This window comes from Serratia sp. NA_112.1, assembly GCF_052691715.1.
In genome coordinates this window covers 466,244-484,139 of sequence record NZ_JBQZFO010000002.1, presented here as the reverse complement: position 1 = coordinate 484,139, position 17,896 = coordinate 466,244, and the positions used below count along the sequence as shown (strand labels likewise).

At 57.9% G+C, this 17,896-nt stretch carries 14 protein-coding genes; 3 read left to right on the top strand and 11 right to left on the bottom strand.

The genetic code is table 11. The features are described 5' to 3' along the window. The 6 genes from ACUTQ5_RS06595 to ACUTQ5_RS06570 form a co-directional block, all read right to left on the bottom strand. On the bottom strand, nt 1-969 hold the full coding sequence (locus tag ACUTQ5_RS06595; protein WP_445650590.1) for an ABC transporter ATP-binding protein: 969 nt from the start codon (nt 967-969) through the stop codon (nt 1-3). After that, on the bottom strand, nt 959-1,945 hold the full coding sequence (locus ACUTQ5_RS06590) for an ABC transporter ATP-binding protein (protein ID WP_445650589.1): 987 nt from the start codon (nt 1,943-1,945) through the stop codon (nt 959-961). Before ACUTQ5_RS06590 ends, ACUTQ5_RS06595 begins: the two co-directional genes overlap by 11 nt. Further along, nucleotides 1,942-2,892: an oligopeptide ABC transporter permease gene (gene opp4C, locus ACUTQ5_RS06585; RefSeq protein WP_445650588.1), complete on the bottom strand. Its 951-nt coding sequence runs from the start codon at nt 2,890-2,892 to the stop codon at nt 1,942-1,944. Before opp4C ends, ACUTQ5_RS06590 begins: the two co-directional genes overlap by 4 nt. 2 nt (nt 2,893-2,894) lie before the next feature. Further along, on the bottom strand, nt 2,895-3,851 hold the full coding sequence (locus tag ACUTQ5_RS06580; RefSeq protein ID WP_445650587.1) for an ABC transporter permease: 957 nt from the start codon (nt 3,849-3,851) through the stop codon (nt 2,895-2,897). A 48-nt stretch (nt 3,852-3,899) separates the two neighbouring features. Next, a complete protein-coding gene (locus ACUTQ5_RS06575) occupies nt 3,900-5,555 on the bottom strand; it encodes an ABC transporter substrate-binding protein (protein WP_445650744.1) in 1,656 nt (551 codons plus the stop codon). A 182-nt stretch (nt 5,556-5,737) separates the two neighbouring features. Further along, nucleotides 5,738-7,156, bottom strand: a complete 1,419-nt coding sequence (locus tag ACUTQ5_RS06570) for an aminotransferase-like domain-containing protein (RefSeq protein WP_445650586.1) — start codon at nt 7,154-7,156, stop codon at nt 5,738-5,740. 144 nt (nt 7,157-7,300) lie between these two features. Here ACUTQ5_RS06570 and ACUTQ5_RS06565 point away from each other — a divergent pair, with 144 nt between their 5' ends. From ACUTQ5_RS06565 to ACUTQ5_RS06555, 3 genes are read left to right on the top strand one after another with little or no spacing between them, the layout of a single operon-like run. Next, entirely contained in the window at nt 7,301-8,701 is a 1,401-nt protein-coding gene (locus tag ACUTQ5_RS06565) for a cytochrome ubiquinol oxidase subunit I (protein ID WP_445650585.1), read from the top strand. Between the two features lie 2 nt (nt 8,702-8,703). Further along, a complete protein-coding gene (gene cydB, locus ACUTQ5_RS06560; RefSeq protein ID WP_445650584.1) occupies nt 8,704-9,711 on the top strand; it encodes a cytochrome d ubiquinol oxidase subunit II in 1,008 nt (335 codons plus the stop codon). Between the two features lie 14 nt (nt 9,712-9,725). Then, entirely contained in the window at nt 9,726-9,875 is a 150-nt protein-coding gene (locus ACUTQ5_RS06555; RefSeq protein ID WP_445650583.1) for a DUF2474 domain-containing protein, read from the top strand. Nucleotides 9,876-9,993: 118 nt separating this feature from the next. Here ACUTQ5_RS06555 and ACUTQ5_RS06550 read toward each other — a convergent pair whose 3' ends face one another. The 5 genes from ACUTQ5_RS06550 to ACUTQ5_RS06530 form a co-directional block, all read right to left on the bottom strand. Beyond that, complete coding sequence (locus ACUTQ5_RS06550; RefSeq protein ID WP_445650582.1) at nt 9,994-10,842, bottom strand: hypothetical protein; 849 nt, start codon at nt 10,840-10,842, stop codon at nt 9,994-9,996. A 201-nt stretch (nt 10,843-11,043) separates the two neighbouring features. Beyond that, a complete protein-coding gene (narI, locus tag ACUTQ5_RS06545; RefSeq protein WP_445650581.1) occupies nt 11,044-11,721 on the bottom strand; it encodes a respiratory nitrate reductase subunit gamma in 678 nt (225 codons plus the stop codon). 2 nt (nt 11,722-11,723) lie between these two features. Then, on the bottom strand, nt 11,724-12,461 hold the full coding sequence (gene narJ / locus ACUTQ5_RS06540; RefSeq protein WP_445650580.1) for a nitrate reductase molybdenum cofactor assembly chaperone: 738 nt from the start codon (nt 12,459-12,461) through the stop codon (nt 11,724-11,726). Further along, nucleotides 12,458-14,002 (bottom strand): nitrate reductase subunit beta, encoded by a 1,545-nt coding sequence (gene narH, locus ACUTQ5_RS06535; protein WP_445650579.1) that lies wholly within the window; start codon nt 14,000-14,002, stop codon nt 12,458-12,460. The genes narJ and narH overlap by 4 nt, the downstream gene beginning before the upstream one ends. Then, nucleotides 13,999-17,760 (bottom strand): nitrate reductase subunit alpha, encoded by a 3,762-nt coding sequence (locus ACUTQ5_RS06530; RefSeq protein WP_445650578.1) that lies wholly within the window; start codon nt 17,758-17,760, stop codon nt 13,999-14,001. Before ACUTQ5_RS06530 ends, narH begins: the two co-directional genes overlap by 4 nt. Between the last annotated feature and the right edge of the window lie 136 nt (nt 17,761-17,896).

Here is a 17,896-nt window from a genome sequence, read left to right as displayed (position 1 = left end):
TCACTCGACGTAATGGCAGGCCACCCGATGCCCCGCGGCCACCGTACGTAATACCGGGGCCTGTTCCCGGCACTGTTCGTTGGCCTGCGGACAGCGGGTGTGAAAGCGACAACCCTGAGGCGGTTGCGCCGGGTTAGGCAATTCGCCCCGCGCCATCGCCTGCGGCTGGCGCTGCGGATCCAGACTTGGCACCGCCGCCAACAACGCCTGGGTATAGGGATGGCGCGGTTGACCAAACAGGCTGTCGCGGTCTGCGCTCTCGACAATCTGGCCGAGGTACATCACCGCCACGTCCTGACACAGGTGCTCCACTACCCCGAGATCGTGCGAAATAAACAGAAAGGTCACCCCCTGCTGCTCCTGAAGATCGGAAAACAGGTTGATGATCTGCGCCTGGATTGAGACGTCGAGCGCCGAAATAGGCTCGTCGGCGACGATAAACTCCGGCTGCAAGATCAGCGCGCGCGCAATACCGATGCGCTGCCGCTGACCACCAGAAAACTCATGCGGAAAACGGCCATAGTGCTGCGCCGACAGCCCACAGATCTCCATGGTGTCGATCACCCGATCGCGCAGCTCGTTTTTCTGCGCCAGCCCATGTTGCAACAGAGCTTCGCCAATCGCATCGCCAATGCGCATCCTCGGGTTCAGCGAACTGTAGGGATCCTGAAACACCAACTGCATCTTCGGACGCATCTCACGCAGCCGTCGTGGGCTGAGCGCATCCAGCGCCTGCCCCTTGAACAGCACCTCGCCGGCGGTTTTGTCATGCAGCCCAAGCAGCGTGCGCCCCACGGTGGTTTTCCCACTGCCGGATTCGCCCACCAGGCCGAAAATCGTGCCTTTTCGAATGCCGAAACTGACGTCATCCACCGCCCGCAGCTGCCCGGTAGTGCGGCCGAACAGGCCTTCCCGCAGCGGAAAATGCTTCTTCAAGCCTTTGACTTCCACTAACCACTCAGCCGACATCAACACGCCCTCCCGCATTCAGAAAACAGGCCGACTGGCGCCGCAATGGGCCATACAAGGGTGGAATGCCGTCGCGGCAGCGCGCACTGGCCTGAGCGCAACGATCGGCGAAGGCGCAATACTCAGGCAGTTTGGCCAAATCAGGAACCTGGCCGGGGATCGAATACAGCCTGCGCAGCCGCTCCCCGGCCACCGGCCGCGAAGCCATCAGCCCCTGAGTATAGGGATGCAGCGGGTTAGCCAGCACTTCTCGCGCTGCCCCCTGCTCCACTATCCGTCCGGCGTACATCACCACCAGTCGGTCGGCCATCTGGGCAATCACGCCAAGGTCGTGGGTGATCAGCATCATCGCCATATTATTTTTGCGGGTCTGTTCACGCAGCAGTGCCAGGATCTGCGCCTGTACGGTGACATCCAGCGCGGTGGTCGGCTCATCGGCAATCAACAGTGCCGGACGGCAGCTGATGGCCATGGCGATCATAATGCGCTGCAGCATGCCGCCGGAAAGCTGGTGCGGGTAGCTGGTCATCAACTGCTCCGCACGCGCCAGCCCGACCTCGGTAATCAGCGCCGTCGCCTCGCGCCAGGCCGCCTTCGGCGAAGCGCCGCGATGACGAGTCAGCGGTTCCACCAGCTGTTCGCCGATGGTCAGCACCGGGTTCAGGGCGCTCATCGGCTCCTGGAAAATCATCGCCAACCGATTACCGCGCAGATCGGCCATCTGCTGCGGCCGCAGCTCCAATAAATCTTGCCCATCGAAATGGATTTCGCCGCCGTCAATTTGCGCCAGCGGCTGCGGCAACAGCCCCATCAGCGCCATGGCGGTGACGCTTTTACCACAGCCGGATTCGCCGACCACCCCCAGCGTCTGTCCGGCATGCAGTTCAAAACTCAGTTGCTGCACCGCCTGCACCCGGCCCTGTTCGCCATTGAAAGTCACCGACAGTTGATTAAAAGCCAGCAGGGGTCTGCTCATGGTCTTGCTCCGTTCATTTTCGGATCGAGCGCGTCCCGCAGGCCGTCACCCAGAATATTTATCGCCATTACAGTGATAAAAATCGCCAGGCCCGGCGGCATCCACAGCCAGGGGCGACGCTGAAAATCGATCAGACTGTTGGCGGCATCCATCATGTTGCCCCACGACGGCGTCGGCGGTACCACACCCAGCCCCAGGTAGCTGAGCGCCGACTCACTGAGAATAGCGTTGGCAACGCCCATGGTCGCCACTACCACCAGGATGGGAATGGTGTTCGGCAACAGATGGCCAAACAAGCGCCGCCGGGTGGACAGCCCGAGCACTTCGGTCGCCAGCATAAAATCGCGTTCGCGCAGCGACAGGATCTGGCCGCGCACCAGCCGCGCCAGTGAAGGCCAGCCCAGCAGGCTGAGCATGATCATTACCATGTAGATACGGTAATCCGGCGAGACGTCCAGCTCAGACAGCATCACGCCCATAATGATCAGCAGCGGCAGGCTGGGGATGGTCATCAACAGATCGGCAAAGCGCATAATCAGCTTGTCCACCATACCGCCCAGATAGCCGGACAGCGCCCCCAGCAGGTATCCAAGCGTGACGGACAACAGCATCGACACCAGGCCGATGGTCAGAGAGATACGCCCCGCAAGCAGCAGGCGAGTATAAATATCGCGACCGAGAAAATCGGTGCCGAGCCAGTGTGCCGCATTAGGCGCCTGGTTGATATTCAGCGCATCACCGGCATCGTCCAGCCAGGGCGACAGCATCGGCCCGAAAATGCACAGCACCGCCAGTATCAGCAGCAACAGCATCGAGGCCATCGCCAGCCGGTGACGCCGCAGACGTTGCCAGGCCTGAGCGGTCGGGGGTGGCGACAGTTGCGCCAGCGCCGGAAGTTGCGCCTGCCGCCAGCGGCGACGGCGTCCAAAAAACAGCGTTGCCAACATCTTCACCTCAAACGAATTCGTGGGTCGGCATAGGCGTACAAAATGTCCGCCAGCAGATTGCCCAAAATGGTCAGCACCGCCAGAAACAGCGTAAAACCCATCAATACCGGATAGTCACGGGCGGCCAGCGAGTCGATGTGGATGTGCCCCGCGCCAGGCCAATTGAAGATTTTTTCGGTGATCAGCGCGCCGGAAAACAGCGCCGGTAATTCAAATCCCAGCAGTGTGATGATCGGCAGCAAGGCATTACGCAACGCGTGTTTGACGATCACCGTTTTCTCCTTCAGGCCTTTGGCGCGAGCGGTGCGGATGTAGTCCATGCGGATCACATCCAGCATGCTGGCGCGGAAATAGCGCGTCAGGGTGCCGGCCTGCAACATCACCAGCGCCAGTACCGGCAATAGCAGGTGCGCCGCCACTTCCAATACCCACGCCAGTCCAGTGGCCTCACTGCCGGTGCGCAGCATGCCGCCCGCCGGCAACCAATGCAGATCAACGGCGAACCATTTAATCAACAGCAGGCAGAGGAAAAAGGTCGGAAATGACATGGCGCCGAACACCGCCACGGTGACCAGATGATCGAACAGCGAATAGGGTTTCATCGCCGACGCCACGCCCACCGCCAGCGCAATCCCCCAGTACAACACCAGGGCGACCGAAGCCAGCAGGAATGAGTTCCAGATGTACTGGTTCAACAAGGTACTGACCGGGATTTGGTATTGCAGCGAATAGCCGAGGTTGCCTTGCAGTAACTGGCCGAGCCAGTGCCAATAGCGGATCAGCAGCGGTTGGTCCAGCCCGTACAGCCCGCGTAATTCGGCGGCGCGCTGCGGCGTCAGGTTAATGTTGCCGTCAATAAAATCGCCGGGCGTCAGCGCGAATATAAAGAAAATCAGCAGTGATGCCAGCAGCAACATCGGCAGGGTTTGTAGCAGGCGGCGCAGGATAAAATTTTTCATGGTGTTTTCCATTACCGCCGCGCGGAGGAGCGCGGCGGTACCTTGCCGTTACTGAGCCAGTTTGACGTCCGGCAGGCTGCCGGTCAGGCCATTGTAGACATCCGGTTTAAAGCCGGTGACGCGGGCGCTACTGGCACTGAGGATCTTCCGGTTACCCAGCAGGATCACCGGTGGGTCTTCCGCCAGCACCTGATACAGCCGGTGATACAGCGGTTTGCGCTGCCCGATATCCAGCGTGGCGTTAGCCTGAGTGATCAGCTGGTCTGCCTGCGGGTTGTGATAGCCGGTTTCACTCACCTGACTGATGAAATCGCGCACCCCGTCATGCGGGTCATTCAACCCACTGGTACTGAGCGACGCCAGGTCATAATTCCCGGCCTTGCGCTGTGCCAGCAACGCATTGAAATCCAATACCTGCGGCTTCAGTAGCACGCCTATCTGCCGATAGTTGTCTTTGGCGATCGGCACCAGCGCATCGTTAAGCAGTTTTTTGGTCACCAGCAGCGTCAGTTCCAGTTTCTTGCCGTCTTTCTGGCGAATACCGTCTGCACCCGGTTTCCACCCGGCCTGCTCGAGCAATTGTTTCGCTTTATTGACGTCATAGGCGTATGGATTGATACCATTCGCATCATAAGCCCAAGAAACGGGTGAGATCGGCTGGTTAGCCACCGTGCCGTATCCCTGATACACCACAGTAATCAGCTTTTGGCGGTCCAGGCCGTAGATCAGGGCCTGACGGACACGCGCATCCTGCAACACCGGCCGCTTAAAGTTGAAATCGATACGACTGTAGTCGCTTGAGCTGTACAGGTTGATATTGGCAAAGCCGAGCAGCTTCAACTGCTCAATATCATCGGGCTTGGCGGTAAAAGCGTCGTAGTCGGTTTCACCGGTTTGGAACAGCTGGAAGTTGGTGGCCGGGTTGGTCACGCGGTAAATAAAGCGCGCCACCGCAGGCTGGCCGAGATAGAAGTTCGGGTTGGCGTGGAAGCGGATCTCCTGCCCCGGAATGTATTTGTCGTAAATATAGGGGCCGTTGCCCAACGGCTTACCATTCAACGCGCGCACGCTTTCCAACTTGCCGCATTGATAATCCTTGCCGTAATAGGCTTTCGACAACACCGGCCCGCCGATCAGTTGCAGCGTGGTCGCACCCGGCTGGGTGGTGGTGATCTCAATTGTGCGCTCGTCAATCACCTTCAGCCCGCTGACGCTGGGTGCGGTGCCGTTTTTGTATTCCGCACCGCCCTGAATGTGCGCCGGGGTAATGTCGGTTTCACCGTCATAGGCCGGGTCATGCAGAAGCGTCAGCGTAAAAGCGATGTCTTCGGCTTTGATGGGCGAACCGTCGCTGTAGAGCAGGTTCGGGCGTAGCTTGATGGTATATACGCGATTATCCGGGCTGACCTGCCAGGATTCAGCCAATCGCGCCACCGGTTTACCTGCACTGTCCAAGCCAATGAGCCGGGTAAAAATCACATCGGTGACGTTCTCATCCCAGCCGTTGGTGAACAGATAAGGGTTAAAGTTGCCCTGTGGTTCAAGTATACCGGCCACTACGGTGTCTTTACGCATCTTGGCGGCGTTCGGTACCAGGCTGGCATCGGTGGCCGGTGTGATCCCTTCCGTCAACGCTTCCGCCTGCGCACCCAATGAAATGCCTATCGCACTAGCCAGCGCCAAAGGCACCAGCCGTTTTTGCAACAGTTTGTTTATATTATTTTTTTTGCTCACCCACTGCCCCTTGTCTACCCGTTGATAAAATGTGACAAAATTTATCGCAGAGTAATGGGCAGCCGGAGGGCTGTCTAACAACGAAACCGGCATTCCTTTGCCGGAAAAAGCAATATGAGTTTTTCTATTGCGATACCAACCGATCCGGGTGTTCAGCCTGCGGGTTCGAGCTGACGGATAAGTTTGGCCAAGGTTTTGATTGCCGCCTCGTGTTTGTCGCTCCAGTCAAAAGAGGCGTTCAAACGGAAGCAGTGGTTGAAATGGTTGCCGGTGGTGAACATGCGGCCCGGCGCGATACTCACTCCCAATGCCAGCGCTCGCTGGTAGAGTTCCATCGACGACAGAGCCGGATCCAGCTCCAGCCACAGGAAGTAGCCGCCGTCCGGCTGGCTGACTTTGACGGTAGGCGGGAAATGGTGGGCGATCGCCTGGCGCATCATGCTTTGGCGCTGCGCCAGCAAGCGGCGCAGACGCCGCAGGTGAGTATCATAGCCACCGTGCAGCAGATAGTCGGCAATCGCCAACTGGGTCGGCACGCTGGTCGAGACGGTGCTCATCAACTGCAGCCGTTGGATCTGCTGTGCGTAGCGCCCCGCCGCCACCCAACCGACGCGGAACCCCGGTGCCAGACATTTGGAGAACGACGAACAATGCAGGACTTGCCCACCGCTGTCCCATGCCTTAGCCGGCTGCGGCCGCTCGGCACTGAAATACAGCTCGCCGTAAACGTCGTCCTCAATCAGGGAAATCTGCCTCTCACGCAGCAAACTCACCAGCCGCTGCTTGTTGTCGTCCGACAGGCTGGCCCCCAGCGGGTTCTGGAAGTGGGTCATCAGCCAGCAGGCCTTGATCGGGTACTGCTCCAGCGCCTGCTCGAGCGCATCCAGATCTATGCCGTCCTGTGGGTGAGTGGCAATCGCCACCGCCTTCAAACGCAGCCGCTCCAGCGCCTGCAACGCACCATAAAACGCCGGTGATTCAATCGCCACGTAGTCCCCCGGCTGGGTCACCGCCTGCAGGCTGAGGCTCAATGATTCCATCGCCCCGGCGGTAATCACGATTTCGTCCGGTGCCACCTGCATACCGCTCAGCGCATAACGCTGGGCGATGTGGCGGCGCAGTGCTTCATTGCCGGGCGGCAGATTGGCCAGTGAGCTGTGCGGCGTAAACTTGCGTGCCACACTGCTCAGCGCCCGCGCCAGCTTGGATTGAGCAAATAAGGTGGCGTCGGGAAACGCCGAACCAAAGGGCACAATCTCCGGCTCCTGGCACGCCTGCAACACATCGAAAATAAAGGTGTTGATATCGACCTGCTCACTCAGCAACAGCTTTGCGCCGTGTGCCGGCTGCGGCAATGGCTGCGGACGCGCCGCCACGTAATAACCGGATTGCGGCCGTGCGACGATCCACCCCTGACTCTCCAGCAATTGATACGACTGCACCACCGTCATCAGGCTCAGTCCGGCACGTTTGCCGCTCTCGCGTAGCGACGGCAGCTTGTCCCCCGCCCGCCATACCCGGTTCTGGATCTGTTCACGAATCTGTTGTGCAAGCTGCTCGTATCTGGTCATAAGCCTTAACTGTTATATGAAAAAGTTAAATAACTGTCACTATTATAGTTAATGTACTCCGTGCTTAACTTGACGCCAAGCTTTCAATACAAAAATTACCGCCATACTGAAGAGGCCATTTTATGTACAATCCAAGGAGGCGCCATGCTGGGTCTTGATGCACTGGAACTTGCCAGAATACAGTTCGCCTTCACCGTTTCTTTCCATATCATTTTCCCTGCAATTACCATTGGCCTGGCCAGTTACCTGGCGGTGCTGGAAGGGTTGTGGCTGAAAACGCGGAATGAAACCTACCGCGATCTCTATCACTTCTGGTCAAAAATTTTCGCCGTCAACTTCGGCATGGGCGTGGTGTCCGGCCTGGTGATGGCCTATCAGTTCGGCACCAACTGGAGCTTCTTCTCCGAGTTTGCCGGCAGCATTACCGGCCCGTTACTGACCTACGAAGTACTGACCGCCTTCTTCCTGGAGGCCGGTTTCCTCGGGGTGATGCTGTTCGGCTGGAACCGTGTCGGCCCTGGCCTGCACTTCTTCGCTACCTGCATGGTGGCGCTGGGGACGCTGATTTCCACCTTCTGGATCCTGGCCTCCAACAGCTGGATGCAGACCCCACAGGGCCACGAAATCATCAACGGCCAGGTGGTGCCGGTCGACTGGCTGAAAGTGATTTTCAACCCGTCATTCCCGTACCGGCTGTTGCATATGTCCACCGCCGCCTTCCTGTCTTCTGCGTTCTTTGTCAGTGCCTCCGCCGCTTGGCATTTGCTGCGCGGGCGCGACACTCCGGCGATGCGCAAAATGCTGTCGATGGCAATGTGGATGGCGCTGATTGTCGCGCCGATACAGGCGATGATCGGCGATGCGCACGGCCTGAATACGCTGAAATATCAGCCGGCGAAAATCGCCGCCATCGAAGGACACTGGGAAAACCCGCCGGGTGAAGCCACTCCGCTGATCCTGTTTGGTTGGCCGGATATGGAACGTGAGGAAACCCGCTTCAAGCTGGGGGTACCTTACCTGGGCAGCCTGATCCTGACCCACAGCCTGACCGAGCAGGTACCAGCGCTGAAATCCTTCCCACCGGAGGATCGGCCGAACTCCACCGTGGTGTTCTGGTCGTTCCGCATTATGGTGGCGCTGGGCATGCTGATGATCCTCGCCGGGGTCTGGAGCCTGTGGCTGCGCTGGCGTGGTGGCCTGTATCAGTCCCGGCCATTCCTCTACTTTATTTTGTGGATGGGCCCTTCCGGGCTGCTGGCACTGCTGGCGGGTTGGTTCACTACCGAGATTGGGCGTCAGCCATGGGTAGTCTATGGCCTGCTGCGCACCAGGGATGCGGTCTCCGCACACGGAGACCTGCACATGAGCATCAGCCTGCTGGCGTTTATCATCGTCTACTGTTCGGTGTTCGGCGTGGGTTACTCCTACATGATGCGGCTGATCCGCAAAGGACCGCAGCAGCATGAAATACATGAAGATGACACCGAAGGCCGACCGGCACGTCCGCTGTCTGCGGTGAAAGAAACTCTGGATGACAGGAGCTGAACATGGGCATTGATCTTCCGCTGATTTGGTTTGTGATCATCGTATTCAGCACCATGATGTACGTGGTAATGGACGGCTTTGATTTGGGGATCGGCATCCTGTTCCCCTGGGTTAAGGGCAGCGGTGACCGTGATGTGATGATGAACACTGTCGCCCCGGTGTGGGACGGCAATGAAACCTGGCTGGTACTGGGGGGAGCGGCGCTATTTGGCGCCTTCCCATTGGCTTACGCGGTGATCCTCGACGCGCTGGCCATTCCACTTACCCTGATGTTGTTTGGCCTGATTTTCCGCGGCGTGGCCTTTGAATTTCGCTTTAAGGCCACGGCAGAAAAACGCCACATTTGGGACAAGGCGTTTATCTGGGGCTCCATTTTCGCCACCTTTAGCCAGGGGGTGGTGGTGGGTGCCATCATCAACGGTTTCCCGGTCAATGGCCGCAGCTATGCCGGTGGCACTCTCGACTGGTTGACCCCGTTCGCGCTGTTTTGCGGGTTGGGGCTGGTGGTGACCTATGCGTTGCTCGGCTGCACCTGGCTGGTGATGAAAACCGCCGGTGACCTGCAGGCGCGCATGTACCGGCTGGTGACGCCGTTGCTAGCGACGCTGCTGCTGGTGTTGGCGGCAGTCAGTATCTGGACGCCGTTCGCTCACCCGGAGATCGCCGGCCGCTGGTTTACGCTGCCAAATCTGTTCGTACTGCTGCCGGTGCCGGTACTGGTGCTGCTCAGCGCCTGGGGCATCCAGCGCGGGGTAACACGCGGTGCACACTATTCGCCGTTTATGCTGACCCTGCTGCTGGTGTTCCTCGGCCTGAGCGGATTGGGCATCAGCATCTGGCCACTGTTGATCCCGCCATCCATCAGCCTGTGGGACGCCGCCGCTCCGCCGCAAAGCCTTGGCTTTATGCTGGTGGGCGCGCTGTTTATCATCCCGATTATTTTGGTTTACACCTTCTGGAGTTACTACGTGTTCCGCGGCAAGGTCAGCCATGAGCATGGCTATCACTGATGAGGGAGGAGAACATGCACGATAAAACCGCAACCGCATCCACTCCCTGGTGGAAACGCGTCGTCTGGCTGGTGATCATCTGGAGCGCCAGCGTGCTGGGGTTGTTCCTGGTCGCCTCGCTGTTCCGCCTGCTGATGACCGCGGCAGGCATGAAGTCGCATTGAGCTGCCAAGCCATAGTATGCCGCCGGCGTTATTTGCCGGCGGCATCGTCAAGCGGCAATATGCCGTTTTTCAGTCACTCAAGCGTCTGAGCAGGATCATCCCAAATGCCAGACACGTTCTATTCAGGCACTGATTTGATACCGTGCAACGCCATCAACTCGTTGACCATCGATTGATGTTCCGCAACCCATTTACGCGCCGTTTTATGTTGTTCCCACTTAACATCGATTAAATGTTTCATATCAAATTGCGGTTTATCTGCCTGCGCCAATGGATACAACGTTGGACGTATAATTTCAAACATCGCCTGCCCACACGCAGCGATTGCCGCCAAGGCGACGGGATCCAATGTTGCTAATTGATCTTTATAATAAAAACGGAATGGGTAATCACTGCCGGCCGGCTGAACATGCTGCGAGTTCAATCCCAGACTGCTGAGATAAATGTGAGTCAGAGAGGGCTTACTCTCATCCTGACTGCGTGGGATCATTATTACCGGATAGCTGTCGAGAATGCCGGTCGTCGGCGAATCTTTACGGAAAATAGACTTGAAGAACGCCTGATCGACCGGAATTTTCGACGTATCCAGACCATTCTCCAAACGATCGCGATAATACTCACGCATCTGCGAGGAGAACATCACGCCATAGCACTGTTGCCCGCCGGGCTGTACTTCAACATTGAGAAAATCATAAACCGGCAACGCCTGCTCATCCGATTCCCCTGTCGTTTTGCAGAGCAGCGAGTAATAAAACACCCGCAACTTTCTGTCCTCCCCCCCGTCAGCACAGTTTCGTTTGAACAACGCATTTGCCCGATTCAAGAACCACTCGATGGTTGCAGGACCAGAATGCGCCATATCATTAATATTGTTGTAACGCAGATATTGGTTGGCGTGCCTTTGCAAATCGCTAACGCGTAAATTCGGTGTTATTTCTATCTGCCGGGTAAAAAAGATGCAGTTCATTAATGAAACCCCACAATTAAACATAAGAGTTAATTATGCATAAAATGGAAGAAATGCAATAAAACAACAAATTGATATGATTTTAATTAAAATTATTTACGTTTTAATTATTTTTGAAGAGGACGTCAAAATGCAATAGATAAAAAATAATGACATTTAACCTTTAATCGGGCCGCCACCCGCAAAGTGGCGGCCTGTCAATCAGCGGCGGTTACGCACCAGTTGGTAGCGACGGGTCAGGTATTCCACCGGTACGCTCCAGATATGCACCAGGCGGCAGAACGGGAACAGCACGAACAGCGTCATGCCCAGCACCATATGTAGTTTAAAGATAGGTGCAACCCCCACCAGATGTTCTGATGCACCAGCGTGGAAGGTCACCACCGCCTGTGCCCAGCCCACCAACTTCATCATCTCGCTGCCGTCCATATGCTGGGCGGAGAACGGAATGGTCAGCAGACCCAGACACACCTGCACCACCAACAGCGTCAGGATCATGATATCGGCAAAGCTGCTGGTCGCCCGTACCCGTGGGTTGGTCAGACGGCGTTTTAGCAACATCGCCCCACCGATCAGTGTCATCACGCCGCAGACACCACCGACGATCATCGCCAGCTTCTGCTTCACTTCAATCGACAAGAAGGGTTCATACATCCAGTGTGGCGTCAGCAGGCCGAGGAAATGCCCGCCGAAGATCCCCAGAATGCCGATGTGGAACAGGTTGGAGGCCAGCCGCATGCCCTTTTTATCCAGCATCTGGCTGGATCCGGCACGCCAGCTGTATTGGCCGTAATCGTAACGCAACCAACTGCCGATCAGGAATATCGCCCCCGCCAGATAAGGGTAAATATCGAAAAAGAACTGATTTAAAAATTGCATGATTAGCTTCCTTTGGTTCCAGTTAGCGCATCCGTCAGGTCAAGGTATTGTGGGGCCACCGCGCCGGCAAAGCGGCGTTGGTGCGCCGTCTGCTGCGCCGAGGCACAGCCCTGCTCACCCAGACTGCCCTGTGAAATAAATCGCACCTGTTCCTCTTCCCATACCGCATCCAGCGCCTGTGGAGTATCGTCTCTGGCCTCACCTGCAACCTGACTCTCCAGGCTCCCGCTTTTAACCCCACTGCCAGATAGCGCCAGCAGCAGATCAAACAGCACCGCATACGGGCTTTCCCGCTGTTGTAATCTTGCACCCAACAGCGCCAGGATCGGCGCGATGTCCTGCAGCCCCTCGACGGCCTGATCCTTGCTGCGGCTGGCGAGATACTCCAGATACAGCGGCAGGAAATCCGGCAGTTCGCGGCTGTCGATCTCCAGCCCGGCTTCGCGGTATTGCGCCATCAAATCGACCATCGCCTGGCCGCGATCGCGCGACTCGCCGTGCACATGCTCAAACAACAACAGTGAGCTGGCGCGCCCCCGATCGAACAGCTCGCAGTATTCGGCCTGCACATCCAGCAACGGGCGAGCGCAAAAACGGCGAATAAACAGGATCAGTTGCGCACTGTGGTGCAAATCCAGCTCGCTGGCCGGCTCCAGTGCTTCGACCAATGCCTGCTGATGGTCAAACAGCGCCTGCTCCGGGTAATCCAGCAGGCGGGCAATCACTTTCAGACTGATCATGAGGCATCCTCCTGACGCGGCGTTTTTTGGCTCACATCAATAGCGTCAATGCGGCGGCTGTTGAACAGGTTGAATTTACCGTCGCTGCCGTGGCAGCCGTCGCCAAAGCTAAAGCCACAGCCTTTGCTTTCCGGAAAGGCTTCACGCGCCAGTTCACGGTGGCTGGACGGGATCACAAAGCGATCTTCGTAGTTGGCGATCGCCAGATAGCGATACATCTCCTGCGCCTGCGCTTCGGTCAGCCCCACCTGTTCCAGTGCACTGGTGTCCAGCACGCCGTCAACGGTTTCTGCCCGTTTGTAATGGCGCATCGCCAGCATTCGCTTGAGCGCCAACAGCACCGGCGCGGTATCACCGGCGGTCAGCAGGTTGGCCAGGTACTGCACCGGGATCCGCAGACTTTCCACGTCCGGCAGTACGCCGCTGTGCGCCAGCTCACCGGCATCGGCGGCGGATTGAATCGGTGACAATGGCGGCACGTACCACACCATCGGTAACGTGCGATATTCCGGATGCAGAGGCAGCGCCAGCCTCCAGTCCATCGCCATTTTGTATACCGGCGACTGCTGGGCGGACTCGATCACCCCTTGTGGAATGCCGTCGGCCAACGCCTGGGCAATCACCGCCGGATCATGCGGGTCGAGGAAGATATCCAGTTGGCTCTGGTACAGATCCTTGTCATTTTCGACCGCTGCCGCCTGCTCGATGCGGTCCGCGTCATACAGCAGCACTCCCAGATAACGGATACGCCCCACGCAGGTTTCCGAACACACCGTCGGCTGGCCGGATTCAATGCGTGGATAGCAGAAGATGCACTTCTCGGACTTGCCGCTTTTCCAGTTGAAATAGATCTTTTTGTACGGGCAGCCAGTCAGGCACATGCGCCAGCCGCGGCATTTATCCTGATCGATCAGCACAATGCCGTCTTCGCCACGCTTGTAGATAGCGCCACTCGGACAGGTCGCGACACAGGCCGGGTTAAGGCAGTGTTCGCACAGGCGCGGCAGGTACATCATGAAGGTGTTTTCGAACTGGCCGTACATCTCCTTTTGCATATTGTCGAAGTTTTTGTCCTTCGAGCGCTTGGAGAATTCACCACCGAGGATCTCTTCCCAGTTCGGGCCATTTTCAATCTTCTTCATGCGCTGGCCGGTGATCAGCGAACGCGGTCGGGCGATCGGCTGTTGCTTGCCCTGCGGCGCGGTATGCAGGTTCTGGTAGTCGTAGTCGAACGGCTCGTAATAGTCGTCCAGCGCCGGAACGTCCGGGTTGGCAAAAATCTTCGACAGCAGACCGACGCGGCCGCCCATGCGCGGTTCCAGCTTGCCGTTGATTTTACGGATCCAACCGCCCTTCCATTTTTCCTGATCTTCCCAGGCGTGCGGATAACCCACGCCTGGCTTGCTTTCCACGTTATTGAACCAGGCATATTCCATGCCCTCACGGCTGGTCCAGACATTTTTACAGGTCACCGAACAGGTGTGGCAACCGATGCATTTGTCCAGGTTCAGCACCATGCCAACTTGTGAACGAATTTTCATTTTGCTTTCTCCTGCTGGCTACCCTGCGAGTCGTCGTTGCCTTCACCGTCTAACCAGTCGATGCGGTTCATCTTGCGTACCACCACAAACTCATCGCGGTTGGAGCCGACGGTGCCGTAATAGTTAAAGCCGTAGGCCAACTGCGCGTAACCGCCGATCATATGGGTCGGTTTCGGGCAGACGCGGGTCACCGAGTTATGGATGCCGCCGCGCTGGCTGGTGATTTCCGAACCGGGAATATTCACGATGCGTTCCTGCGCGTGGTACATCATGGTCATACCGGCCGGAACGCGCTGGCTAACCACCGCCCGCGCCGTCAACGCACCGTTGGCGTTAAAGGCTTCGATCCAGTCGTTGTCCTCAATCCCCAAGTCTTTGGCATCTTCTTCACTCATCCAGACGATCGGCCCACCGCGCGACAGGGTCAGCATCAGCAGGTTGTCGCTGTAAGTGGAGTGAATGCCCCATTTTTGGTGCGGCGTCAGGAAGTTCAGCGCCTTCTCTTTGTTGCCGTTCGGCTTCTGGTTCAGCAACGGCTGTGCGGCACGGGTGTCGATCGGCGGGCGGTACACCAGCAGGCTTTCGCCAAAGGCACGCATCCATTCATGATCCTGATACAGCTGCTGGCGGCCGCTGAGGGTGCGCCATGGGATCAGCTCATGCACGTTGGTATAACAGGCGTTATACGACACATGTTCATCTTCCAGGCCTGACCAGGTCGGACTGGAAATGATTTTGCGCGGCTGGGCCTGAATATCGCGGAAGCGGATTTTTTCGTCTTCCTTGTTCAGCGCCAAATGGCGGTGATCGCGGCCGGTCATCTTGCCCAGCGCGTCCCACGCCTTGACCGCTACCTGTCCGTTGGTTTCCGGTGCCAGCGTCAGGATCACCTCAGCGGCATCGATGGCGGTTTCAATCTTCGGCCGCCCCGCAGCCGGACCATCAGCCTTCACGTAGTTAAGTTTTTTCAGGAAGTCGACTTCGGTCTGGGTGTTCCAGCTAATGCCCTTGCCGCCGTTGCCCAGCTTATCCAGCAACGGCCCCAGCGAAGTGAAACGCTCGTAGGTGGCCGGATAATCACGCTCTACCACTAAGATATGCGGCGCGGTAATACCGGGGATCAGATCGCACTCGCCTTTTTTCCAGTCTTTGACGCCGTAAGGCTGCGCCAGCTCGGCGGCCGAGTCATGCTGAATAGGCAACGTCACCACGTCGGTTTCCTGCCCCAAATGCCCGACACACACCTCGGAGAAGGCTTTGGCGATGCCCTTATAAATCTCCCAGTCGCTTTTCGAATCCCAGGCTGGATCGACCGCCGCCGACAGCGGGTGAATAAACGGATGCATGTCCGAGGTATTCATGTCGTCCTTTTCGTACCAAGTGGCAGTCGGCAGCACGATGTCGGAATAAAGGCAGGTGCTGGACATGCGGAAATCGAGCGTCACCACCAGATCCAGCTTGCCCTCGCCGCCGTTATCCAGCCATTCCACTTCCTCGGGTTTGGTGCCGCCCTGCTGGCCCAGATCTTTGCCCTGAATGCCGTTTTCGGTGCCCAGCAGGTACTTGAGCATGTACTCGTGGCCCTTGCCGGATGAGCCCAGCAGGTTGGAACGCCAGACGAACAGATTACGCGGGAAGTTCTGCGGGTTGTCCGGCTGCTCGGCAGCAAAGTTCAGGCTGCCTTTTTTCAGCCCTTCGACGGTGAAGTCCAGTGGCGACTGTCCGGCGGCTTTCGCCTGCGCCGCCAAATGCAGCGGGTTGGTGCCCAATTGGGGTGCCGACGGCAGCCAGCCCATGCGCTCGGCGCGCACGTTGAGGTCAATCAGGCTACCGCTAAAGCGGGTCTTGTCCGCCAACGGCGACAGCAGCTCTTCGGTGCCCACGGTTTCATAACGCCACTGGCTGGAGTGGTTATAGAAGAACGAGGTGCCGTTCATATGGCGCGGCGGACGTTGCCAGTCGAGGCCAAACGCCAGCGGTAGCCAACCGGTTTGCGGCCGCAGTTTTTCCTGGCCGACGTAGTGCGCCCAGCCGCCGCCGCTCTGACCAACGCAGCCGCAGAAGATCAGCATATTGATCAGGCCACGATAGGTCATGTCCATGTGGTACCAGTGGTTGACACCAGCACCGACGATAATCATCGAACGGCCATGAGTTTTCTCGGCGTTGTCGGCAAACTCACGGGCGATCCGGATAATGTTATGGCGTGAGACGCCGGTGATCTGCTCGGCCCAGGCCGGGGTATAGGCTTTGACGTCGTCATAGTCGGTGGCGCAGTTGGCATCGTTCAGACCACGATCGAGGCCGTAGTTGGCCAGGGTCAAATCGTAAACGCTGGTCACTAACGCTTCGCTGCCGTCCGCCAGACGCAGGCGTTTGACCGGCAGCTTGTGCAGCAGGATCTCGTCCAGTGCCACGCTGTTGAAATGCTCGCTCTCGGTACTGCCAAAGTAAGGGAAGCCGACTTCGGCCACTTCGTCATGTGCGCCCAGCAGGCTGAGTTGCAACTCGACTTCCTGCCCGTCTTCACCGGCGCGCTGTTCCAGGTTCCATTTGCCCTGCTCGCCCCAGCGGAAGCCAATCGACCCCTGCGGCGCCACCAGCTCACCGTTGCGCTGATCGATGGCGACGGTTTTCCACTCAGGGTTGTTTTCCTGCCCCAGGCCATCCACCAGATCGGCGGCACGCAGCAGACGCCCGGCGGCGTAATAGCCTGCTTCGCGCGGTTCGAGCATCACCAGCATCGGCATATCAGTGTAGCGACGCACGTAGTCACGGAAGTAGCCCACCTCACGATCCAGATGGAACTCTTTAAGCATCACGTGGCCCATTGCCAGCGCCATGGCGCTGTCGGTGCCCTGCTTCGGATTAAGCCACTGGTCGCACAGTTTGGCGACTTCGGCATAGTCCGGCGTCACCGCCACGGTTTTGGTGCCTTTGTAGCGCACTTCGGTGAAGAAGTGGGCGTCCGGGGTACGCGTCTGCGGCACGTTAGAGCCCCAGGCGATGATATAGGAGGAGTTGTACCAGTCGGCGGACTCCGGCACGTCGGTCTGCTCGCCCCAGGTCATTGGCGAGGCCGGCGGCAAATCGCAGTACCAGTCGTAGAAGCTCAGGCAGGTGCCGCCAATCAGCGACAGATAGCGGGCACCGGCGGCGTAGGACACCATCGACATCGCCGGGATCGGTGAGAAGCCGATAATGCGATCCGGGCCGAAGGTTTTGGCGGTGTAGACGTTGGAAGCGGCTATTAGTTCGTTTACCTCCTGCCAGCTGGAGCGAACAAAGCCGCCGCGTCCGCGCGCGACCTTGTAGCTTTTGGATTTTTCGGCATCGTTGACGATCGAGCCCCAGGCATCGACCGGGTCACTGTGCAACGCCTTGGCCTCACGCCACAGCTTGATCAGGCGTTTGCGCATCAATGGGTATTTCAGTCGGTTGGCGCTGTACAGATACCAGGAGTAGCTGGCGCCACGTGGGCAACCGCGAGGTTCATGGTTGGGTAAGTCCGGGCGGGTACGCGGATAATCGGTTTGCTGGGTTTCCCAGGTCACCAGGCCGTTTTTCACATATATCTTCCAGCTACAGGAGCCGGTGCAGTTCACCCCATGGGTGGATCGCACAATCTTGTCGTGCTGCCAGCGGCTGCGGTAGCCGTCTTCCCAGTCGCGGTTGGTGTTCAGCGTCTGGCCATGTTCGCCAGAAAAGGGTTCCGCCAACTGCTTAAAATAGCGGAATCGGTCTAGAAACTTGCTCATCCGGAATTCTCCTGAAGACTTTCATTGTTATATGAAGTGACATTGCTCAATCTGCCGCCAGCCTACTGAGGCCAGAACTGGGGCAAATTGATTGCGATCAAGAGAACGAAGAGAGAATAACGGCGACAGCGACGCA